Origin of the sequence: Mycobacterium sp. 852002-30065_SCH5024008 (assembly GCF_001665645.1) — a bacterium.
GTDB classification, from domain to species: Bacteria; Actinomycetota; Actinomycetes; order Mycobacteriales; family Mycobacteriaceae; genus Mycobacterium; species Mycobacterium paraffinicum.
Window position 1 is genome coordinate 21,467 of sequence record NZ_LZSZ01000097.1, and the last position, 20,662, is coordinate 42,128.

Sequence of the window (20,662 nt, forward strand, 5' to 3'; positions counted from 1 at the left end):
TAGGCGAGAGAATCAGCGTGCGAGCGGCTAAGTCCTAGATTCCGACAACAGAGTCACCTCCGCGTGAATCGTGCGGCCGAACTTGCGCCGCATGAGCCGGTGTGCGGACGGCACCAGCACGCCATGCAGAACAGGATATTTCTGCCGCAGCAGACGTGCCGCCTTCTGATATTCAGCCCCCTCTAGCAGACGCACGCGGCCAGGCAGCGCGGTTCCCGTCGGCTTCCCCGATGCCGTCGCCGGGCCGAATTCAACGCTCGGGTTACGGCGAATCCGGCGCACTTTGACCGCCCGTTCGAAACTTCGAAAGTAGGCGCGATCTCCTTCCACCACGATGCTGACCGGGCTCGAGCCCGGAGTGCCGTCCTTGCGAAAGGTGGTGAGCGCGATGGTCTTCTGGCGCACGAAGGGCACCAACGTCGGGTTGGCTGCCGTGCCAACGGAGCCCAGAACGTAGCCGAGTTGACGCAACCGCAGCCCGAATGCCAGGGCCAGGGCAACTGACACCACTCCGAGAACCCACGCTTGCGCGGCCGAACCACCCACGTCGAGGTCCACGACGTGGTTCACCGTGTGCACGGTGTTCGCCGCGATGAATCCCGCGAGCGCCGTTGCCAACGCGTCCGCCCAGATCAGCGCGAGGAGCAGGGTGACGCCCAGGCCCAGCTGGAACGCGCCCACGTCATGCAGGAAGTGCCGATGCGCATCGAATCCGACGGCATCGGCGAACGAATTCGGATCGACTAGGCACCAGATCCCGATCCCAGCGGTGGTCGCCCCCACGGCCGCTGTAACCGCGACCAGGTAGATCTGCGCGACCGTACTCAAGCGATTCATCATGCCGCCCTTCCGACGATGCTTCCTTACTGCTCCTACTCGCTAGACGGAATTGGGCATCAATATGTGACGAGGCGGGCGATGGCGCCGACGGGTGCCCAGGCTTGCGCCGCGTCGCGCGGCACTCAACGGTTCACGCGGAAACGTTTGAGCCGTGTTGTGGTTCCGGATATCAATTCGACCTGGCTCCTTGGCAATCGCAGGTGGGCTGCCAGTAGCCGGGTCACGGCGTCGTTGGCCTTGCCGTCAACCGCAGGTTCCCGAACGTAGACGGTCAGCTCACCGTCAGGACCGACCTCAACGAGGGGCCCCTTGCGACTGCCGGGCTTGACCCTGACGAAGACGGAGTCGCTCATGCCGCGTAAGGCTACCGGCCGGGCACACGCTCCCCTGCCGGTTCCTGGTGGCGCCCTGCCATAGCTGACGTAGGAAGAGGCCACGCTCTGGTTTGCGCCGCTCGACTGGTTGCGTCTCCGGACGATGGCTTGCCCACCATGCGGACGCTCCGATGAATTCCGGACACTTCGGCAGTCAGACCTTTCGGGACGAAGAAATCGAAGCAAAGGTGGATCCCATGTCACCCAAAGCCACGGCCCTGCCGCCGGTCGTAGATCAACAAACGTGGCGCGCCGCGCTCGACGAATTGCGCAAAAGGGAGAAGGCCGCCACTCGAGAATTGGATGAGGTCGCCGCTCAACGCCGGCGTCTGCCGATGGTCGAGTTGGCCGACTACACCCTGATCGGGGCTGATGGCCCGATCCGCCTGGTCGACGTGTTCGCCGGCCGCTCCCAGCTCATCGTGTACCACCACATGTGGTCGGACGGCGCCCAGTGGCAATGCGGCGGATGCACGGGCTTCACGTCGCAGTTCACCCGACTGGAGTTCCTCGACAACTACGACGCCCGGTTCGTCATCGTCACCAACGGACCGATCGAGGAAGCCCTCGCCTACAAGCGGAAGGTCGGCAACCGCATGGAGTGGTATTCGTCGTCGCGGAGCCCCTTCGCCACCGACATGGATGCTCCGCCCGGCGGCGGTTTTGGCGTCAGCGTGTTCCTGCGCGACGGGGACACGGTGTACAGGACCTGGCATACCAATGGGCGGGGCACCGAGCAGCTCAGTCACTCCTTTGGCCTGATCGACATCCTGCCCTGGGGCCGGCAGGAGGAATGGCTCGATTCGCCCGAAGGGTGGCCCTCGCGCCCCACTTACTCGGGTTGGCTCGACTCCCCCGATATCGCAGCCGCCTACGGGCCCGCCAGTGAGGACAACGAATGAGCGCAACCGCCGAACGTTACGTCGTCACCCGCACCATCGCCGCGACGCCGGCCGAGATCTTCGCGGTGCTCGTCGACCCGTCCCGCCACCAGAAAACCGAGCCCACTGACTGGGTCCGTGACGCGGTGGACGCCGCGCCCATCACCCGCGCGGGCCAGATGTTCGCGATGAACATGTACCTCACCCAGGCCGGCGGTGACTACGTCACCCACAACCTGGTCAATGTGTTCGACCAGGACCGTGCCATCGGGTGGATGCCGGGCATACTCGACGACGCGGGCAACCACAATCCCGGTGGTTGGTTCTGGCGCTACGACCTCGCACCTAACGGGAACCACACCGACGTGACGCTCACCTATGACTGGAGCGGCACACCGCAGGAGTTCCGCGAACGAGTCGGCGAGATGCCGATCTTCGGCGAGGACTACCTCGCCGCGTCGCTGGCCACGCTGGAGCGATCGGTCGCGAACTGAGCCGTCAATTGGAAGACGACGACTATGGCGCCGCGAGCGTCGAGATGCCAGAGACTCGCGGGATCTCGGAAGCGGGCAACGGGCGGCAGAAGAAGTTCCCCTGTACGGCGTCGCAACCGTAGTCCTTGAGTCGTTGGGCCGTGGCGAGGTCCTCGACGCCTTCCGCAACGGTCGCGATGCCGAACGCAGATGCCAACTCGATGACCGAGTGCGTAATGATTGCGGCTCGGTCGTCGTGCAGGATCGGCGCGATGAATTCGCGGCCGAGTTTGACTTCGTCGACCGGTAGCTCGCGCAGATAGGTCAGAGTGGCGTAGCCGCTGCCGAAGTCGTCGATCGCCACCCGGATGCCGTTCTCCCGGAGACGATTGAGCACCGTGCGGGCCTTAGCCAGGTCGGCCACCACCAAATCCTCGGTGATCTCAATCGTGAGAGAACCAGGAGACATTGCGTATGTGTGGAGCACGGACATGATCCGGTCGGGCAGCGCATCCTTATCGAGGGAGGGCGCCGCCAGATTGATCGCGACCGGGATCGCGGCGCCTGCCGCATGCCAAGCGGCAGCGTCGGCGACCGCGCGCGACAGCACCAGATCGGTGAGCGCATGCATCAGCCCGTGCTCGCGAACCAGGGGCAAAAACTGGGCGGGCTTCAGTACGCCAAATCGCGGGTGCTGCCACCGGACGAGCGCCTCTACTCCGCGCACGGAACCGGTCAGCAAGCCGAATTTCGGCTGGTATAGCAGGGTCAGTGAGCCGTTCTCAATGGCGCGTCGCAGTTCGCCGAGCAGCTGGAGTCGCGCGATGGCACTGTCGTATGCCGGCGCTCCGCCAAGTTGATCGTCCATCTCGGGTGTGAACGTCCTGACATTGGCCGAGTTCGCCTGCCGGGCAACGGATCGTGCCGAATCGGCCTGTCTGAGGAGATCACCCGGCGTGGGGGCGCCGGCGAGCCCTGAATTAGCCGATGCCACACCGATGCTCACGCGCACGTCCAGGCGGTGATCCTCGATGTCGATGGGTTCCTCGAAAGATCGCGCCAACCCGTTGGCAACCTGCGTTGCCGCGTCGGGACGGTCTTCGACCAGAATCGCGAATTCGTCACCGTTCATCCGCGCAACGGTGTGAATGTCGTTGGTATTGGCTTGGATCCGCTGGCCGACGGCGCGCAGGAGCTCGTCGCCGACGTCATAACCCAGTGTATCGTTCACCAGCTTGAAATCATCGACGCTCACCGTGAGCACGCTGACCGGCACGCTGTGCTGAACGTGCAAGCGCAGCGCGTGCGCCAGGCGATCATCAAATAGTCGCTGATTTGCCAGCCCCGTTAGCGGATCCCGTAGGGCGGCGTCAGAGACCGCGACGAGCAGACGTTGCTTTCGGTCGAGCAGCAAGATGTGGCGGGCCAGGGTGGTAACGAAAAGTACGACGCAAACCAAGAAGATGAACGCCTCGCCCCGGTATGCGGGCCAAAAGTGCACGGTACCAACGACAATGGCCAGCAACACGGGCAGGTAGGGCAGCCACAACGATGCCCTCGAAGAGGGCTGCGAAAAACCGAGGTCGGGTTCCTGGCTCGGCTGAGAAGTGATTCCGGACAGCGCGACAAAGTACATTCCGCCTGCCCACCCGAGAACCACGAGGTTATTCGGCGCCTGGTCGGCGTGATCCGTTGCGACGTGGACCACCCCGGCCACTGCGATGATGCCCCACCCCAGCATCATCAGCGTGGGTGAAAGCTTGCGGCCCGCCTCGGCCTTCCTCACCACGACGAAGGTCGTGGCGACAAGCCCCACATACACGCCCGCGGCGGTGGCCAGCAGGAGCGCTGGCACGCTGACCGTCTGTGATGAGTGCGCCGCGCGACCCAACGCCAGGATGACAAGAACGATCAACAGCGACGCGGTGACGAGGATGCCGTCAAGCAGGAGGCCGATCCCAAATCGCGCGTCATCCCGGCTGGGAATTGCGAGCGCGGCCGCCAGCGCACACAGCGGCAAGATGAGGTAGCCGAAGTTGGCCGCCGAGAGGCCTGCGACCGGAAGACTGCCACCCACCGCGACGTAGCACCACACTGCTTGGCCGGCGGTCCAGCCGAGCAACCCGGTAGACAGAACGGTCCACGCGAGGCGTTGGCGGCCTCGAGAAGCGTGCGCGGCACTGGCTGAACATGCGAGTACAAAGACGCCTGCAATGACGGAGCCTGCCGGGGCGACTAGCCCTCGGCCCGAGGCGCCGTTCGAGATGAACAGCATCGTCGCGAACGCGAGGAGCCCGATAGTTGCCAACACGACCACCACAACGCGGCTTCGTGTCAGAGACAACATTCCCCTCAATCTGCTGGGCGCGGTTTCGCAAGCAGGATAAGACACACCGCAAAGTAGTTCTGCAAATTTGCTTACCTGATTCTCGGCCATTACGGCCCCGAACGGGATCAGGACACCGCACCAGGTCCAATGGCTCTGGAAGCCTCACTTTTGAGAGGGTGGGCGTATGAACGAGACCCGAAACCGCGTACTCCTGCCCACTTTCGCCGCATTGCGGTTTGCGACAGGCCTGAGCGCATGGCTTGCTCCCAAAAAGACAGGGGCTCTGATCGGGTTGGGTTCTGACCGTCAGCAGCCGCTGACCACCCAACTGTTCGGTTCCCGCGAACTAACGCTGGCCATCGCCATCATGGACACCGCCTCACCTCGCCTGCGCACGCGCGCCCTGCAACTGGGCCTTCTAGTCGACACCTTGGACGTCGTCGCAGCGGTCCACGGCATGCGGCGCCAGACGTTGTCGCCGGCCGGCGCGATCGCCTGCGGGGGTGGCGCGGCGCTCTTTGCCGGCTTCGGGCTGGCTGCGCTGACCGGCTAAAGACGGCAAGCGCGACAGTGAATGAGAACGCGGACCCGCCTTCGGGGTTTCTCGCTATTGTTCGTATCTGCGCCGCTTTGAAGCGGCACACTTTTGCGGCCGTGCTAACGCCAAGAAGAATGGAAGGGAATCGAATGCCCTCACCTCGTTGGCTGGCCACACTCGCCATCCCCGTGATGGCCGGCGCCGCCCTGGTTAGCAGCGCCGCGCTTGCGGCTGCCACCCCACAAGACGACGCATACCTCGCACAACTGCGCGCCGTCGGACTCAGCTGGCCGCCCCAGACGGAAGAGGCGCTCATCGGGGAGGCGCACCTCATCTGCTACGACCTCACTTGGGGTTGGACGCCACAACAAATTGCCGACGACGTTCACGCCCACTTGAACGCGAGGGGCGTGACGTTGTTGGACGTCGGCACCATGGTCGACGCCGCGCACTCGATCTATTGCCCCGGCAACGTGTGCGACGCCCCCAGCCTCTGCACCTGACGGGCAGGCGCAGGGCTACCGCCAACGGACAACTCAACTGGCTGTAGCGTGACGGCCGTGAAGTCCTCCCTGGTGTATTCCTCCGTCGCGGCCTGCGTCGCGGCAACCGTTCTGACCCTCGCCGGATCGGGCACGGCAACCGCGGCCGGCTCGTGCCCGACAGCACCCGCACAGAATGGCGGAACGCCGGACTGGACGCTGGCCGGAAGCACCGGCAGCGTAGCGGTTACCGGGTCCACGGACACGACGGCACCGCGCGTGGACGTGACGGCGCCGTTCAGCGTGACCCAGACCCAGGTGCATACGCTGCACGCCGGAGACGGACCGGTGGTCTCCCCCACGGCCACGGTCTCCGTCTGCTACATGGGCGTCAATGGACGTGACGGGTCGGTGTTCGACAGCAGCTATCAACGGGGCGCCCCCGTCGACTTCCCGCTCAACGGCGTCGTGCCCGGATTCCAGAAGGCCATCGCGGGGCAAAAGGTCGGGTCCACGGTGGGCGTCGCGATGACTTCCGCGGATGGATACCCCAACGGCCAACCCAGCGCTGGAATCCGGCCCGGAGACTCGCTCGTGTTCGCGATCAAGATCCTCAGCGCATCCAGCTAGCTCGGCGCGCTAAAACCCCTGTCGCTCAACCGCTCAGCGGCGCGAACATGAGCGCGGGATCAATGCCGAGTTGCTGAGCGACATGGGTGGTATCCCAATACTCGCGCCAGTAAGTGATCGAGCCGTCGCGGACACCGAAGAACGCCGTGACGTAGAACGTGACGGCGACACCGTTCATGGAGTTCACATCGACGCGCTCGACGACGACGCTGTCACCGTCGGACAAGATGGTGCGGATCTCGCTCCCCTCGACCATTCCCGTCGAAAGTGTGTTGTGCTTCTCGAGTTCCGCGCGCGCCGCGTCACGCCCGCGAACGACCGGCGAAAGAGGCACGTGAAGTTGCCAGACAAAGTCGTCGGCCATGAGCGCGGTCATCCCGTCGATGTCCATGCTCTCGCCGTAAGCGGCATGTATAAAATCGACTACGATTTTTTCGTTGTCATTTTTGGGCGCAACGCTTTTCGCCATCTTGCTTCCTTTAGACGTCATCGGCTCTATTCGCTGAACTGTAGATGCCGAGAGCCGTTTGCGTATGGCTTCGCGCGATCAGCTCACGGACGGCGGAGGCTGATGATGGTGACGTCGTCTTCGATGTGGCCCGACGCCATCTCCGTCCAGATTCGGACCGCCGGCGTCGCGCCCGCGCTGCCGAGCGTCTGGGCCAACCGGTCCCGCTCCGCCGCCCCGTCCGCAGCAATCACCCCTGTAATCTGAGCTGGCCATGAGCCCGATCGCCAACTCGACACGCCGCCGCCTGTCGGTCGCGATGAAGGACGGGTCAGCGGCCGAGCACACCGCTGCCGAGCAGAGCCCATTCATCTCCGAATTGCTTGCCGGCCGCGTCACCGTTCACGGGTATTCCGAATACCTGCTTCGGTTACGCGTGGTGTACGCCGCCCTGGAGGACGCCATGCGGGCGCACCGCTACGACCCCATGGTCGCCGCCGTCTACGACCCGGCGTTGGAGCGACTGACCGCCATCGACGCCGATCTGCGACACTGGCGCCCCGACGGCGCCCGCGCAATCGACTCCCCCGCGGCGATGGCTTACAGCGAACGGGTCCGCACACTAACCTGGGGTGGCTCCCTGGTGGCCCACCACTACACGCGATACCTCGGAGACCTTTCCGGAGGCCGGGTCATTTACAAGGCTCTCGACCGCACGTTCGGTCTTCGCGGCGTCGGGCTCGCGTTCTACGAATTCCCGATGCGGTCCAAGCCGTACAAAGACGCCTATCGCGCCCGCCTTGATGCGCTCCGCCCCGGCGCTGATGACATCGATCGCATCGTCGACGAGGTCAGATTGGCCTTCGGCCTGAATCACGCCTTGCTCGACGAGCTCGCCGACCACCTCCCGACTCCAGGGCGTTGACGCCCGTGCACCGTGCGCCGCCCTAGCACAACGGGGCCTACATGGGTCCGGGCAGCTCGCCGAGGTCGGAGAGTTCGGCGAGGACAGAGGTGACAGCCGCCCGGTATTGCTCCTCGCTCAGCGTTTTGTTGTAGTACCGGTTCATCCGCAGCTGGTATTGCAGATCCCGCAATTGCCTGATGCGGTCCAGCCGGGCGATGTCGCCTGGCGAGAACTTCAATTGCTCAGCGGTGATCTGGCCGGCCATGACTTGCTCGATCGGTGCGAGCCGATAGCCGCACCCGGCGAGGTATTCGAAGTACGGCCCGCAATACGCACGTCCGCCCGCTTGCCAGCTGAGGCGGGCGGTGTTCCATTCAAACGCCGCGAGCACCATCGCCAGGGTCACCATGGCCGGCCGTGTGTCGATATCGACTGTCGCACTAAGGTTTTCGTATTTTGCTGCGTCGGTCCCGAGCAGCAGTTGCGCGGCCACGTGCATGCTGGCGCGGCAGTGCAGGTCGGCCAAGTAGTGGAAGTTGCGGGCAATGAAGATGTCGGTCCCGGGCGGTGGCGTGCTCCCGGCGACGATGTTGGTGCGAATCCAGTCGCGGCGCGCCGTGGTGACCGCGGCGGCGCGGCGATCCAGCTCGCGTACTAAGACCCAATCGGTATTGGCCTGTACCGCGGCTTCGGATTGCAGCTTGGTCGGCTGGGCGCCGGTGTATGTGGGGCCGGCCGTCACTTCGTTACGCGCGAGTGGGCGTCCCATGTCCCAGGTCAGGTAGCGGACGTACACATCGAGATCGGGAACGTCTGACCACTTGGCCAGATTGCCCAACGTCGTTTCACCGGGCACCAATCTGCAGATGTGAGGTTCTTGTTTGAGGTCGTCGCGCGTGTAGATCGTGCCAAGGTTGCGTCGGCAGACCGCATCCTTGGTGTTGACGTCGGCAACCCAGCCGGCCGGTCCGGCGATTCCCGGTACATAGTGGGTGATTTCAACCAGCAGGTCGTCGACGGTGGCCGACTCGGGGAAGACCCAGAAAACCCGATGGGACTCGGTGTCGTCGCCCATCGCCACGCTGTCGCGATCCAGCGTGACTTTTACCGTGTCGGTCATGCTGGGGATTATGTCCCGACGTCAGACATCCACGCCATTCACTAGATGTTGAGCCCCGAGAACATGATTCGGCTGGGATCGTACTTCTGGCGCACGGCGGTCAGCCGGGACAGGTTCGAGCTGAAGTACCGCGAGGCCGGTTGGTTAGCCTCGATGTAATTGACGTATCCCCCGACCGAGTACGGCCCAACGGCCTGGTGTGCGGTGTTGAGCCAGTTGGTCGCCGCCGCCGCGTCGCCGGTTTCGACGTACCACTGCACCAGTGCGTACTGCCGACGCCATGGGAAGGCGGTTGCCCCCGGCGCCACATCGGCGAGGGCGCCGTCCAGCGCATGCATGATCGCCAACATGCGGCCCGCTCCCCGCGGAAAGGCTTCGACCGCCTTGGCGATGCCCTGCGCGGTGGCCGCGTTGACGACGGGCAGCACGTCGGATCCGCCGATGTATCCGAGCGGTGACGGGTTTAGGTTCCCGACGGCCAGGTACTGCACCAGGTCGAGATAGTTGAAGGTGTGGTTGTCGGTCCCAGTCGGTTGCACCCCAACGGCTTTGGTGATGGCCGCCCCTACGCTGCCACCCGATCCGACCGGGCACGTCGCCATGATGCGGCAGTGCGTCCCCATTCCGTCGACGGTGGCGTCCGCCAGCGCCCAGCTGTTCCGGTCGGCGGTGCGCAGCCAGTTCTGCCAGCCGACCAGTACTTGCGCGAATGCCTCGGCCGGGAAGTTGAGGTTCACCACGTCAAGATCCGTCGTGGGAAAGGTGGCGAAGGTCAGCGAGGTGGTCACGCCGAAGTTGCCGCCGCCGCCACCGCGCAACGCCCAGAACAGGTCGGGATTGCTGGCGTTGGACGCGGTCACGGCCTGACCGCCGGGCAGCACCACCGACGCCGACAGCAGTTGGTCACAGAGCAGCCCCGCGTGGCGGGAATTGGCGCCCAGTCCCCCGCCCAGGGCGTGCCCGGAGGCCCCGACCGACGGGCAGGTACCTGTCGGGATGCCGCGGCCGGCGCCTGCCAACGTCTGGTGCATCGCGTACAAGCTGGTCGCGGGCGTCACCGTGACGTTCCCCGTGCCGGCGTCGTAATTGATTCCTCCGGACAGCTGACGCAGGTCGAGCACCATGACGCCGTTCGCCGTGGAGGCGCCGATGTAGGAATGCCCGCCGCTGCGCGGCGCCACCTTCAGGTTGTGCGCGGCGGCGAACGCCATGGCCTTCTGCACGTCAGCCGGCGACGTCGGGGTCACGATGGCAGCAGGCGTCGAACCGTTGTAGTTGGTGTTGAACACCTGCTTGGCCGACCCGAAAGCGCCGTTGTCCGGTAGCAGCACTTGTCCACCGATGGCGGTGGACAGACCCTCCCACCCGGTGGGATTGGGGGCGGCGGTGGCCCGGGCGGAGCCGAAAACCGCACCGGCGGCCAACGCTCCGGCGGTACCCCGCAGGAACGCCTGGCGTGAGATCTCACGCGCCACCGTCGGGCTCCCGCGTCTGCCTCATGTCCGGCATTGTCAAACGCGTGACAACGAAAACCTCGGTGCCCCAGGCCGTGTGACCGGATCGAAACCGATACGAGCCGCCCCGGTGATGTACCCGCCGAGCACGGCGGGCTCCGCCTCAAACAGACACGCCGCTCTGCGACTCGTATTGTCTGCAGCATGAGCGCCGCTCCGATGTTCACGCCCGGCCAGTCCCCTCGGTAGCCGGGTTCAGGCGCGTGGGTGCTCTTGTGCTGGCGCTTGCGGGCCTGGCGTTTCTCGACTCGCTGAACGTCCTCAATCTGGGCGTGGTCTCGGCCGTCATTTTCGACAGCCGGTTGAATCGCCGGTCGCCGATTCCGGGTGCCCTGAGCTTCATCGCGGGTGTGTTCGCCGTGACAACAACATTCGGGCTGTGCACGGTACTGGGCCTCAGCTTCTTGACCCACGCCGTCGATTTCCACGTGACACCGGCGATCCGTTTTCGCGGCGAGCTGGTGCTCGGCCTCGTGCTGACCGGCCTGGCGTACTTCCCGTTGACCGCCCAATCATCGGCTCCCGGCTGGGCTCTGGCGGCGATGCGCGAGCGGCCATGGCTGCTCGGGTTTCTCGGATTGGCCGTCGGTAGTGGGCAGGCGCCAACCGCAATCCCCTATCTCACGGGGCTGGCCATGCTCGCCGCCCTGCACCCGAGGCCACCGTTCTGGCCCTTGGCGATCATCGCCTATTGGGCGATCGCGCTTTCCCCACCGCTGCTGATCCTTGCCCTTTCGATGAGACGAACCATGCGCGCCAAGCGCATTCAACGCAGGCTCGTCCGCGCCCTGACCCGCTACGGCCCGATGTCGGTGCGGCTGTTGTTCCTGGTCTTCGGAATAGGACTGGTGGCCGACGCACTCGTCAATCACAGCGCCCTGTGGTGACGCGGCACTCTTTCTCATCTCTTGCATAGCGAGCCGCAATATCTTGTTGCGTGTGACTGATCGTCAAGAGCGCGCGATGTCCTTCGGCTCGATCGCCGAGGACTATGACGGGTTTCGTCCGCACCCTCCGCAGCAAGCCGTGGACTGGCTGATGCCACCCCATTGCGGGGTGGCCGTCGACTTGGGCGCGGGCACCGGGCTGTTCACCCGCACACTTTTGGACAGGGCGGCGGCGGTCATCGCCGTGGAACCCGATGCGCGCATGCGGGCCGTACTCACCGAGCGGTCTCCCGAGGTTCGTGCTGTCGAAGGCGCTGGGGAGTCGATTCCGCTTCGCGACCTTTCCGCGGACGCGGTGTTTGTTTCGTCGGCGTGGCACTGGATGGATCCTCAACGGGCGGTTCCGGAGATCGGCCGGGTACTGCGCGACGGCGGGCGATTCGGCCTGATCTGGACCAGTCGAGATCGTGACGTTGATTGGGTGCGCGACCTCGACCTGCTGCCGGGCGAGGACACACCCGAGGCTGAATCACCCGACCGCTTCCGCCGGCGCCACGAAAATGTTGTGCTCCCCGACCCGCAGATCTTCCACAACGTCGCCCGCGAGACATTCACGTTCGCGCGGACGATGAGCATCGACGACGTCGTCGCAATGGTCGGCACCTACAGCCGGGTGATCATCGCGTCTGCGGATGAGCGCGCGGAGCGACTCGCCAATGCCCGCGCTGGCTTGACTGCACGTTTCCCCCGGGCCGAAGCGATCGAGGTCCCCATGAAGTCCCGGTGCTGGCGCGCCGATCGGATCCCCCGCCGCGACCGTTAGGAGTCGGCGCCTCAGGCCTGGGGGCCCTCGGACGGCGGCCAGTGCGATCCCGGCGACGCCTCGCCGGGTGAATCGTGTTCCCCGCGGGCCAGCGGCACCCACCGCTCGCTCGGGGCAGGCTGCTTCGACGACGGAAAGTCCCGCAGCTTGCCCGACGGCTTGGCATCCCATTTGGCGAAGGTCAGCGGCGTCTGCAGCCAGGTGTGCAGCAGGCAGTACACCGCCTGCAGCGAATCCAGGTGGGTGCGTTCCCAACCGTGGCTGCCGTCAAGCCCGAAGCCGACGAGCGCCGCGCGGGTGCCCGCGCCCGCCTCGATCGCAGCGGCGGCATCGGAGCGGTAGAAGCGAAAGACATCCCGCGCGCAAGGGATTTCCTGCTCCTGCGCGAGCCGGCACAGCCTGCGCGTCAGGTGATAGTCGAACGGACCGTGCAAGTCGGCCATCGGAATGGTCACGCCGTCCTCGATGGAATGCTGGCCGGGCGCGCACACCGCGTTGTCCACCGAGACCAATTCGGCGACATCGGCGGGCAAGCCGTGGCTCGCCCCGTGGCCGACTTCCTCGGTGATGGTGATCATCACCATCGTGCGGTGCGGTAGCACCACCTTGTTCTCGGCGAAATTCTTGGCCAGCGCAAGCGCGATCGCGACGCCCGCTTTGCCATCGAGGTGCCGAGAAACGATGTAGCCGTCGGCGGTCAACTCGGGGCTGGCGATAAAGGCGACGAAGTCGCCGATCTGCAGGCCGAGGCGGACGAGGTCCTCCCGCGAAGACACCTTGCGGTCGACGCGGACCTCGACGTGTTCCCAGTCGGTTGGCTGCAGGTCGATCTCGTCGCCGAAGGCGTGCCCACTGGCCTTGAGCGGCATGACCGTGCCGGTGATGAATTCGTCGGGGTCGTCGGAAAAGATCCGCACCCGGGCGCCCGCGGCGAACCGGGCCGAGAAGGTGCCGACCGGAATGACCTCGAGACGGCCGTTGTCCTTGAGCCGTCGCACCATGCAGCCGATGGTGTCGGCGTGAACGACCACCGCGCGGTCGATGGCCGCCGATTCCCCGGGGAGTTCGGCGGTCAGCGCGCCGCGCCGGGTCAGGGAGAACGGCACACCAAAGTCGTCGAAGATGTCGCCGATGAGCTGCATCACCGCGTCCGTCCGCCCCGCCGGACTTGGCGTCTGCAGCAGCGCGAGCAGCGTGTCAACCATCCACGTGCGGTCGGCCTCGGCCATGGCCGCGCTGTGACGCACGGTGTCTCCTCTCGAGTCGTCCGGAACCGCGTTCAACCTACCGCGTGGTCGCCGTCGACTTACCGGTCCGGGCAGGTGTCCCCGCCGAAATTGGGCACCCCTGTCCCCCGCCTGCCAACACGGTAGAGCACCTGGTGCCCGGACGCCCGTTGGCGCAACCGGATTCGCTCGCGCGAAGGCGGCGGACTCAGCTCATCAGATGTTATGGGTTGACGTTGGGACACACCTGCTTGATCCAGGCGGTAAGCGCATCCCTGTTGGCGTTGAGGTCAGGATCGTTGGGTTGTGCGCCGACGGTGGTGACGAAGTGCTCGATCGCGGCCTTCGCCGTTTCGGGAGGCCCGTACTTTTCCAGCGTGTCGGCGAACTTGCGCGCATCCTCGGGTTTCTGGGCCACCATCAGGTTGTCTTTCGTGAAGGAAATGTCCAGGCAGGTGGATTGATCGAAGGAGCCGCCTTGCGTGGAGGACGAAGGTGTCGTCGCCGGCGGCGCCGAGCTGGGCGCCTGCGAGCCCGAGGTCGCCGACTGGCTGGACGAGGAGCCCGACGTTGACGTGCCGTTCGAGCACCCCGCTGCAACGATCGTGATGGCGACCACTCCCGCGATCATGGTTCGGTCTAGCCGCATCGGAGACTCCTCTGTTCCAACGAATGGCGTTTGCTGCATGCACCTTACCGGTAACTGACATACCCCCGGCGCGGTTTTAATTCGTATGTGAATCGGAGACGCGCTGCGGTACCTGCGTTGGTGGACGGCACTCGCCGGCTTTGTTGCCCTAGGAAACCCTTGATCTGCGAACGATTCCCGGTTGCGGGGCGCCGAGCGGGGCCGATCCGTCGGTCTTGGCTCGGCCGGCGCGCTACGCGATCGACATGAATCCCGAGGCTCAAACGACGATTCACGGAACACTTTTCGAGGAATCACGCAATTTGCTGTCCGAGCGGTTATGCTTCCGTCCACCTCTCAGCTTCGTGGATGAGTCTGGCCGCGCGGAAGCTTGAAGAGCTGAACGCGACCGTGAAAGGTGAGCTACACATGCGCCGACTGTCAGCCGCGATCTCCATCGCGGCCATCGGATTACTGGTTGCCGCGTGCGGCAGTAGCAACGAACGTGGCCCAGGCTCGTCGACGACGACCTCGACGCGTCCGCCGGTCGCGCAGGCGGCGCTGTCGGGGTTGTTGCTCGGTTCGGCGGAGATCGACAGCGGGCTGGGTGTGACCGGATCGAAGAGCAAGGAAAAGAACGACAAGCTCCAAGACGACAACGCGAAGCAGCCGTGGCCCGCGGGCTGGAAATTCCCCGACGACTGCGTCTATGCCATCGGCCCCGGTCAGGCTCCCGTGTATGCGGGCAGCGGTTACACCGCGGTCAGCGGCGACGACGAGGTTGCGTCCCTTCCCCCGAATTCCAATGAACCGGATCCCGAGGTGGGCCAGGTACTGGTGCTGTTCCCGTCTCCCAAAGAGGCGAATGCCTTCTTCAGCAGCTCGGCGCAGCGCTGGCCGGCCTGCGCCAACCGGCAATTCACCACTCCCGCCGGGCAGGACACCCCCGAGACGGGGTGGCAGGTGGGACCGGTCTCCAACGCCAACGGGATGTTGAGCACCACCCTGACGATGACACTGCGCGACAACGGCAACGTCCTGCTGACCATGACCTGCCAGCGCGCGCTGACCGTGCGCAACAACGTGGCGATCGATGTCGGTGTGGTCCGCAAGGAACCGGCGGACTTGGCGGTCAAACTCGCCGGCCAGATCGCCGGCCGAGTCGACAAGCAATGAGCCCGTACGCCTAGGAGGCGGACGCCAGTTCCGCGATGAGGTCCGCGAGCGCGAGGATCCGCTCCGCGTTGCGGACATGCAGGCTCTCGACCATCCGACCGTCCACCGTGATCACACTGGTCCCCGCGGCCCGCGCCTCCTCGTAGGCCGCGACAACCTTACGGGCGTCGGCGACTTCCTGCTGCGACGGACCGAACAGGTCGTTGGCCGGGCCGATCTGGGACGGATGGATCAAAGTCTTGCCGTCGAAACCCATTTCGCGGCCCTGCCGAGCCTCGGCGCGAAATCCGTCTTCATCGGTGATGTCGTTGAACACGCCGTCCAAAATCACCTTTCCCGCCGCCCTGGCACCCAGCACCGCCAACGCCAACGCGGGCACGACCGGCGCGCGGCCAGGCACGTGCAATCCGTGCAGATCGTTCACCAGGTCGTTGGTGCCGATCACCAGCGCGGCCAGTCGCTCGCTGGCCGAAGCGATCTCCTCGACCTTGAGGAAGGAGCGCGGCGTTTCGATCATCACCCACAGCTGCAACGACTCCGGGGCGCCGAGCTTGACCAGCGTCGCGGTCAGCGCTCGGACCTGATCGCCCGACTCGACTTTCGGCACCAGTACGCCGTGGGCGGCCGAACCGGCCACGGCGGCCAAGTCCTCGTCGTGCCACTCGGTGTCTAAGCCGTTGATGCGCACCACGACCTCCCGGGGCCCATAGCTGTCCGGACAGATCGCGTCGCACACCGTGGCCCTCGAGTCGGCTTTGGCGTCGGGTCCTACGGCGTCCTCGAGGTCGAGGATGACCACGTCCGCGGGCAGCGATTTCCCCTTCTCCAATGCGCGGGTCTTGTTGCCGGGCAGGTACAACGCCGAGCGGCGCGGGCGCAGAGTCGGTGCCATCCAGTGATTCGCTTCCTGTCTCGAGCTCAGCGGGGGCTTGGTGAGCGCGGCTTAGGCAGAAAGTACCCTTCGATCTCAGGTGGTGTAGCCGCGCAGTCCGTTGGCGGCGAACATCCGAAATCCTGCCGCCGCGGCGGCCGAATCCCAGAAGGGAGCGGCGAGTGTCTTCACTTGGTTCGGCGCGCACCGAGGGCGACAGCTGGGATTTGGCTTCCAGCGTTGGGGCGACCGCGACGATGGTCGCCGCGTCCCGGGCGCTGGCTTCCCGCGGGCCCGATCCGCTGCTGGATGACCGGTTCGCCGAGCCGTTGGTGCGCGCGGTCGGGCACCCGTTCTTCGTCCGCATGCTCGACGGCCAGATCCCGCTCGACAACGACGACATGCCCCTGAGCCTGCAGCAGCGTCGCGAGCAGATCGCCGTGCGCACCAGGTTTTTCGATGAGTTCCTCACATCGGCGTCCAGCGCCGGGATACGTCAGGCCGTGATCTTGGCCGCCGGGCTCGACGCCCGCGCCTATCGGTTGGCCTGGACGGCGGGCACGGTGGTTTACGAGGTTGATCAGCCCGAGGTCATCGCCTTCAAGAGCGAAACGCTGGCCCGGATCGGCGCCGAACCGACCGCCGAACGCCGAACGGTAGGCATCGACCTGCGCGAGGATTGGCCAACCGCGCTGCGTGGCAACGGATTTGACCCGACGGCGCCGACGGCCTGGATCGCCGAAGGCCTGCTCCCCTACCTGCCGCCGCAGGCGCAGGACCGCCTCCTGGACAGCATCACCACGCTCAGCGCATCGGGCAGCCGGCTGGCCACCGAGAACATCACGAACATGGGCGTGTTCACCGACGAGCGCGCCCGGGCGATGCGCACCACGTGGCGCAAGCACGGACTGGACATCGACGTCGCCGATCTGGTGTGGGAGGGGGCGCGCCAACCCGCCGGAGAACACCTGGCTGCCGCCGGCTGGGTCGTCACCCCTCACCCCACCGATCAGCTATACGCCGACTACGGCTTCGTCGTTCCCGACAACGAAATGCTCAAGGAATTTCGGCACGCCATCACCTACATCAGCGCAGAACTGGGCTGACCGCGCCGACTAGGAGTCCGGCCTGGCGTCGCGCCACTCCCGCTCGAAGGGCAACCGCCACGCATTGGGTGCGATCAGTTGATGGATGGCATTGGGGCCCCAGGTGCCCGGTTGATACATCTTCGCCGGCGGGGGGTCGTCGAGCAGATCCTGCGAACGCTCCCACAACGATTCGATGCCCTCCGCGGTGTTGAACAGCGTGTGGTCACCCCGCATCGCGTCGAGGATGAGCCGTTCATATGCCTCCAGCACGTCCACGACGGTGTCGATCTCCTGCGAGGAGAACTGCATGGACAACTTGTCCAACTTCATCCCGGGGCCCGGCCGTTTGCCGTAGAAAGACAGCGACACCTTCGAGTTGTCGGCGAGGTCGAACGTCAGGTGGTCGGGACCCTGAGTCCCGACCCCCGAGCCGGGCGGAAACATCGTCCGGGGCGCCTCTCGGAACGCGATCGAGATGATGCGGATTCCCTCGGCCATCTTCTTGCCGGTACGCAGATAGATCGGCACACCCGCCCAGCGCCAGTTGTCGATGCCGACCTTGAGGGCGATGAACGTCTCGGTGTCGGAATCCTTTGCGACGCCTTCCTCTTCGCGGTATCCGTTGTACTGGCCGCGCACCACATTGGAGGGCTTGACCGGCAGCATCGAGCGGAAAACCTTGTTCTTTTCTTCGCTGATGGCAAAAGGTTCGAGCGCCGTGGGCGGCTCCATGACGACGAACGCCATCACCTGGAACAGGTGGGTCACGACCATGTCCTTGTAGGCGCCGGTCTCCTCGTAGAAGTTCGCCCGTTGATCCAGGCCGAGGGCCTCGGGGATGTCGATCTGGATATGGTCGATGAAGTTGCGGTTCCAGATCGGCTCGAACAGTCCGTTGGCGAAGCGGAACGCCAGAATGTTCTGCGCGGCCTCCTTACCCAGGAAGTGGTCGATACGGAAGATCTGGGATTCCTCGAACGTTTCGTGCACGAAGTCGTTGAGCGCCACCGCGCTGGCAAGGTCGGTTCCGAACGGCTTCTCCATCACCACCCGCGAGCGCTCGACGAGTTTGGCGTCGCTCAGCATGGTGATGACTTCGCGCGCGGCTTTGGGGGGCACCGACAGGTAATGCAGCCGCCTGACGTTCGGACCCAACTCGGCTTCGGCTTCGGCCACCGCCGCCGCCAGCGCTTCGGGTCCCTTCTCCTGCGGGACGTAGGTGACGATTTTCGCGAAATTGGCCCACTGTTCGGACGTGAGCTTGTGCGTGCCGAACGACTCGATCGCGTCCTTGGCGATCTCGCGGAAGTCGTCGTCACTGAGGTCTTCCAGCGACGTCGCGACGATCTGGATGTCGGGCGCAAGCTCGGACTGGTCCAGATAGGCCAGCCCGGGGAGCAGCTTGCGTTTCGCAAGATCCCCGGTCGCACCAAACAGAACGATAACGTGGGGATCGAGCGGCTCGGTTTCGTGGCGGCGCGGACGCCTGTCGGCCGCCGGGTACGAGATGGTCTGCGGTTTCTTATCGGCCACCCCTGCGATACTTCCACCGCCACGGCGTAATGTCGCGTCCGTCACTCCTAGTTCGGCCAACGCGGCCGTTGCCGCCGTGAACCGAGGATCACAATCGCCGCCCGGTTACCAGCCGGCGGATGGGGTACTGGATAGCGACGGGCCGTGCCCGACCACAGTCGATGGAAAGCGATATGACGAAACCCGACAAAGACCCCCGGGGCCACTCCCAGCAGCTCGAAGACATCGTCGACCGGCTCGAGGAGAAGGTCGCCGACGACCGGGAGGCCGAAGGCGTTGCCGGCAAGCCCAGCGACCGGGAACGCGCCCCCACCGTCGGCTCGGGCGATGAACCGCCGGATTAGACCTAAGGGCCGGGCGGGGCGCCGAACCAGGCCGTGAGCGCGTCGCCCAGGCCCTCATTAGTGCCGTTTCCGACCCAGGCGACGTGCCCGTCCGGACGAATCACGACCGCGTCGGGAGCCGGTACGGTGCCGACTGCCGGAAGTTCCCAGTTACCGCCATATTCCGCGTCGACCAGCTGGACCGTGTCCGCCCGGGAAGCCAGGTCGAATCGGCCCGCTCCGCCGAGGTTGAGCAGCACCGGTCGGGCCCGGTGTAGCAGCGTGAAAACCCGTAGTGGCCCCTCGGCGGTGACCAGGTCAAGATCGGGCATGCGCCGTCCGAGCAGCGGGTGTGCGTCGCCCAGGTCGTAGCGGATGTCCAGGCCGGACATCATGGCGGCGAACCGTTGGCGAGGTTCGTCCATGGCGAGCAGGTCGGCCATGGTGTCGCGCAAGGCCTTGGTTCGGTCGTCGGGGCGAAGAAGCGCCATCTGGGCGATAGCGTTGCGCAGCACGCGCGCGGCGACCGGGTGCCGTTCGGTGTGGTAGCTGTCGAGCAGGCTGCCGGGGGACGTGCCGTTGACCACCTGCCCCAGCTTCCACCCCAGATTGACCGCATCCTGCACGCCGGTGTTCAGCCCCTGGCCGCCCACCGGGTGGTGGACATGCGCGGCGTCCCCGGCCAGCAGGACGCGCCGGTCGCGATAGGTTGCGGCTTGCCGCGCCATGTCGGTAAATCTGGAAAGCCAAGCGGGACTGTGTATCCCGTAGTCCGTTCCGTAGACGGCGATCAGCGCCTCACTCAGGTCGCCTAGCGTGGGTTCGCTGCTTGACCCCAGGCGCCGCTCGGTGACCATGACACGCACCGGCCCGCCCTCCTCCGACGCGGAAAGGGAATGCACGCCGAGTGCATCGTGGCGGATGCCCCATACCGGCGAATCGCCTGTCCCGAAATCCATTTGGACCTCGCCGAGCAGGTAGCTGGTCGTCGGCTCCCAGCCGGGGAAATCGATGCCGGCGGCTTTACGGACCACGCTGCGCCCGCCGTCGCAGCCGACGAGGTATGCCCCTCGCAGGAATCGACCATCGGACAATGCGACGTTGACGCCACTGTGGTCCTGGGCGATGCCCGTGACCTCATGTTCGCGATAGAACCGCACCCCCAACTCGTGCACCCAGTCGGCGAGTATGCGTTCGATCTCGTTCTGCCACAACGCGAGACCGTAGGGGTGCCGGGTGGGAAAGTCGCTGATGTCCAGCCGAATCTGGGAGAACCCGGCGACCTGGGCGACCTGGCCCCGGGCAAGAAACCGATCGGCGATGCCCCGCTGATCGAGGACCTCGATGGTGCGCGCATGCAGACCCCCGGCGCGCGCACCGATGAGGTCCTGGCCTGCGCGCCGCTCGACTATCGCCACATCGACCCCCGCCAACGCCAATTCACCGGTCAACATCAGTCCTGTCGGGCCTCCTCCAGCGATCAGCACCGCGTGGTCGACGTTCTCGTGTGACAACACTCCCAACCCCCTGCTAAGAGCGAAAATTGGCTTCGGCCAGCGATTGTGCGGCAT

Annotated in this window: 23 protein-coding genes; 11 read left to right on the forward strand and 12 right to left on the reverse strand. The window is 65.4% G+C overall.

The window, feature by feature from the left end; all coding sequences use genetic code 11:
- Positions 1-27: 27 nt before the first annotated feature.
- Both A5781_RS13270 and A5781_RS13275 read right to left on the reverse strand, forming a co-directional pair.
- Positions 28-840, reverse strand: coding sequence for a PPOX class F420-dependent oxidoreductase (locus A5781_RS13270; RefSeq protein ID WP_067206331.1), 813 nt, complete (start codon positions 838-840; stop codon positions 28-30).
- Positions 841-962: 122 nt separating this feature from the next.
- Positions 963-1,193, reverse strand: coding sequence for a DUF167 domain-containing protein (locus A5781_RS13275; protein WP_067206334.1), 231 nt, complete (start codon positions 1,191-1,193; stop codon positions 963-965).
- 218 nt (positions 1,194-1,411) lie between these two features.
- Here A5781_RS13275 and A5781_RS13280 point away from each other — a divergent pair, with 218 nt between their 5' ends.
- Together A5781_RS13280 and A5781_RS13285 are read left to right on the forward strand one after the other, a co-directional pair.
- On the forward strand, positions 1,412-2,116 hold the full coding sequence (locus A5781_RS13280; protein WP_067206576.1) for a DUF899 family protein: 705 nt from the start codon (positions 1,412-1,414) through the stop codon (positions 2,114-2,116).
- On the forward strand, positions 2,113-2,589 hold the full coding sequence (locus tag A5781_RS13285) for an ATPase (RefSeq protein WP_067206337.1): 477 nt from the start codon (positions 2,113-2,115) through the stop codon (positions 2,587-2,589). Before A5781_RS13280 ends, A5781_RS13285 begins: the two co-directional genes overlap by 4 nt.
- 22 nt (positions 2,590-2,611) lie before the next feature.
- Here the strand turns inward: A5781_RS13285 and A5781_RS13290 are convergent, their stop codons facing one another.
- Entirely contained in the window at positions 2,612-4,915 is a 2,304-nt protein-coding gene (locus A5781_RS13290; protein ID WP_197503826.1) for a bifunctional diguanylate cyclase/phosphodiesterase, read from the reverse strand.
- Positions 4,916-5,081: 166 nt separating this feature from the next.
- Here A5781_RS13290 and A5781_RS13295 point away from each other — a divergent pair, with 166 nt between their 5' ends.
- From A5781_RS13295 to A5781_RS13305, 3 genes are all read left to right on the forward strand, one after another.
- Positions 5,082-5,450 carry a hypothetical protein gene (locus A5781_RS13295; RefSeq protein ID WP_067206345.1) on the forward strand — a complete coding sequence of 123 codons (369 nt, stop codon included), beginning with the start codon at positions 5,082-5,084 and terminating at the stop codon, positions 5,448-5,450.
- Between the two features lie 176 nt (positions 5,451-5,626).
- Positions 5,627-5,938 carry a DUF732 domain-containing protein gene (locus A5781_RS13300; protein WP_082939330.1) on the forward strand — a complete coding sequence of 104 codons (312 nt, stop codon included), beginning with the start codon at positions 5,627-5,629 and terminating at the stop codon, positions 5,936-5,938.
- A gap of 48 nt (positions 5,939-5,986) precedes the next feature.
- Entirely contained in the window at positions 5,987-6,547 is a 561-nt protein-coding gene (locus A5781_RS13305; RefSeq protein ID WP_067206354.1) for an FKBP-type peptidyl-prolyl cis-trans isomerase, read from the forward strand.
- 25 nt (positions 6,548-6,572) lie between these two features.
- Here A5781_RS13305 and A5781_RS13310 read toward each other — a convergent pair whose 3' ends face one another.
- Together A5781_RS13310 and A5781_RS25595 are read right to left on the reverse strand one after the other, a co-directional pair.
- The gene (locus A5781_RS13310; RefSeq protein ID WP_067206358.1) at positions 6,573-7,016 is read right to left on the reverse strand and encodes a limonene-1,2-epoxide hydrolase family protein; all 444 of its coding nucleotides are present in this window, start codon (positions 7,014-7,016) and stop codon (positions 6,573-6,575) included.
- Between the two features lie 83 nt (positions 7,017-7,099).
- Positions 7,100-7,249: a hypothetical protein gene (locus A5781_RS25595; RefSeq protein WP_197503827.1), complete on the reverse strand. Its 150-nt coding sequence runs from the start codon at positions 7,247-7,249 to the stop codon at positions 7,100-7,102.
- Between the two features lie 20 nt (positions 7,250-7,269).
- Between A5781_RS25595 and A5781_RS13315 the strand changes: the two genes are divergently transcribed.
- Positions 7,270-7,920, forward strand: coding sequence for a heme oxygenase (biliverdin-producing) (locus A5781_RS13315; RefSeq protein WP_067206361.1), 651 nt, complete (start codon positions 7,270-7,272; stop codon positions 7,918-7,920).
- Positions 7,921-7,957: 37 nt separating this feature from the next.
- On the opposite strand, the gene A5781_RS13320 is transcribed toward A5781_RS13315, so the two are convergent.
- On the reverse strand, positions 7,958-9,022 hold the full coding sequence (locus tag A5781_RS13320) for a hypothetical protein (protein ID WP_067206364.1): 1,065 nt from the start codon (positions 9,020-9,022) through the stop codon (positions 7,958-7,960).
- A gap of 41 nt (positions 9,023-9,063) precedes the next feature.
- On the reverse strand, positions 9,064-10,497 hold the full coding sequence (locus tag A5781_RS13325; RefSeq protein ID WP_067206368.1) for an FAD-binding oxidoreductase: 1,434 nt from the start codon (positions 10,495-10,497) through the stop codon (positions 9,064-9,066).
- 242 nt (positions 10,498-10,739) lie between these two features.
- On the opposite strand from A5781_RS13325, the gene A5781_RS13330 reads away from it, so the two are divergent.
- The gene (locus tag A5781_RS13330; RefSeq protein ID WP_067206372.1) at positions 10,740-11,423 is read left to right on the forward strand and encodes a GAP family protein; all 684 of its coding nucleotides are present in this window, start codon (positions 10,740-10,742) and stop codon (positions 11,421-11,423) included.
- 52 nt (positions 11,424-11,475) lie between these two features.
- Positions 11,476-12,246 (forward strand): class I SAM-dependent methyltransferase, encoded by a 771-nt coding sequence (locus tag A5781_RS13335; RefSeq protein ID WP_067206375.1) that lies wholly within the window; start codon positions 11,476-11,478, stop codon positions 12,244-12,246.
- Between the two features lie 11 nt (positions 12,247-12,257).
- On the opposite strand, the gene A5781_RS13340 is transcribed toward A5781_RS13335, so the two are convergent.
- Together A5781_RS13340 and A5781_RS13345 are read right to left on the reverse strand one after the other, a co-directional pair.
- Positions 12,258-13,493, reverse strand: a complete 1,236-nt coding sequence (locus tag A5781_RS13340) for an osmoprotectant NAGGN system M42 family peptidase (RefSeq protein ID WP_156622721.1) — start codon at positions 13,491-13,493, stop codon at positions 12,258-12,260.
- Positions 13,494-13,695: 202 nt separating this feature from the next.
- On the reverse strand, positions 13,696-14,091 hold the full coding sequence (locus A5781_RS13345) for a hypothetical protein (RefSeq protein WP_156624613.1): 396 nt from the start codon (positions 14,089-14,091) through the stop codon (positions 13,696-13,698).
- Between the two features lie 438 nt (positions 14,092-14,529).
- On the opposite strand from A5781_RS13345, the gene A5781_RS13350 reads away from it, so the two are divergent.
- The gene (locus A5781_RS13350) at positions 14,530-15,276 is read left to right on the forward strand and encodes a sensor domain-containing protein (protein WP_067206582.1); all 747 of its coding nucleotides are present in this window, start codon (positions 14,530-14,532) and stop codon (positions 15,274-15,276) included.
- A 10-nt stretch (positions 15,277-15,286) separates the two neighbouring features.
- Here the strand turns inward: A5781_RS13350 and A5781_RS13355 are convergent, their stop codons facing one another.
- A complete protein-coding gene (locus A5781_RS13355; protein ID WP_067206381.1) occupies positions 15,287-16,168 on the reverse strand; it encodes a CoA ester lyase in 882 nt (293 codons plus the stop codon).
- 161 nt (positions 16,169-16,329) lie between these two features.
- Between A5781_RS13355 and A5781_RS13360 the strand changes: the two genes are divergently transcribed.
- Complete coding sequence (locus tag A5781_RS13360; RefSeq protein WP_067206385.1) at positions 16,330-17,253, forward strand: class I SAM-dependent methyltransferase; 924 nt, start codon at positions 16,330-16,332, stop codon at positions 17,251-17,253.
- Between the two features lie 9 nt (positions 17,254-17,262).
- Here the strand turns inward: A5781_RS13360 and zwf are convergent, their stop codons facing one another.
- The gene (zwf, locus tag A5781_RS13365; protein WP_067206388.1) at positions 17,263-18,768 is read right to left on the reverse strand and encodes a glucose-6-phosphate dehydrogenase; all 1,506 of its coding nucleotides are present in this window, start codon (positions 18,766-18,768) and stop codon (positions 17,263-17,265) included.
- A gap of 161 nt (positions 18,769-18,929) precedes the next feature.
- Here zwf and A5781_RS13370 point away from each other — a divergent pair, with 161 nt between their 5' ends.
- Positions 18,930-19,112 carry a hypothetical protein gene (locus A5781_RS13370; protein WP_067206391.1) on the forward strand — a complete coding sequence of 61 codons (183 nt, stop codon included), beginning with the start codon at positions 18,930-18,932 and terminating at the stop codon, positions 19,110-19,112.
- A 2-nt stretch (positions 19,113-19,114) separates the two neighbouring features.
- Here the strand turns inward: A5781_RS13370 and A5781_RS13375 are convergent, their stop codons facing one another.
- Positions 19,115-20,608, reverse strand: coding sequence for an FAD-dependent monooxygenase (locus tag A5781_RS13375; protein WP_067206394.1), 1,494 nt, complete (start codon positions 20,606-20,608; stop codon positions 19,115-19,117).
- Positions 20,609-20,662 lie beyond the last annotated feature (54 nt).

Excerpts from the sequence above, each read along its gene's own strand:
- A5781_RS13270 (WP_067206331.1), bottom strand. The coding sequence starts at position 840 with ATGATGAATCGCTTGAGTACGGTCGCGCAGATCTACCTGGTCGCGGTT.
- A5781_RS13275 (WP_067206334.1), bottom strand. The coding sequence starts at position 1,193 with ATGAGCGACTCCGTCTTCGTCAGGGTCAAGCCCGGCAGTCGCAAGGGG.
- A5781_RS13280 (WP_067206576.1), top strand. The coding sequence starts at position 1,412 with ATGTCACCCAAAGCCACGGCCCTGCCGCCGGTCGTAGATCAACAAACG.
- A5781_RS13285 (WP_067206337.1), top strand. The coding sequence starts at position 2,113 with ATGAGCGCAACCGCCGAACGTTACGTCGTCACCCGCACCATCGCCGCG.
- A5781_RS13290 (WP_197503826.1), bottom strand. The coding sequence starts at position 4,915 with ATGTTGTCTCTGACACGAAGCCGCGTTGTGGTGGTCGTGTTGGCAACT.
- A5781_RS13295 (WP_067206345.1), top strand. The coding sequence starts at position 5,082 with ATGAACGAGACCCGAAACCGCGTACTCCTGCCCACTTTCGCCGCATTG.
- A5781_RS13300 (WP_082939330.1), top strand. The coding sequence starts at position 5,627 with ATGGCCGGCGCCGCCCTGGTTAGCAGCGCCGCGCTTGCGGCTGCCACC.
- A5781_RS13310 (WP_067206358.1), bottom strand. The coding sequence starts at position 7,016 with ATGGCGAAAAGCGTTGCGCCCAAAAATGACAACGAAAAAATCGTAGTC.
- A5781_RS13315 (WP_067206361.1), top strand. The coding sequence starts at position 7,270 with ATGAGCCCGATCGCCAACTCGACACGCCGCCGCCTGTCGGTCGCGATG.
- A5781_RS13320 (WP_067206364.1), bottom strand. The coding sequence starts at position 9,022 with ATGACCGACACGGTAAAAGTCACGCTGGATCGCGACAGCGTGGCGATG.
- A5781_RS13350 (WP_067206582.1), top strand. The coding sequence starts at position 14,530 with ATGCGCCGACTGTCAGCCGCGATCTCCATCGCGGCCATCGGATTACTG.
- A5781_RS13355 (WP_067206381.1), bottom strand. The coding sequence starts at position 16,168 with ATGGCACCGACTCTGCGCCCGCGCCGCTCGGCGTTGTACCTGCCCGGC.
- A5781_RS13370 (WP_067206391.1), top strand. The coding sequence starts at position 18,930 with ATGGAAAGCGATATGACGAAACCCGACAAAGACCCCCGGGGCCACTCC.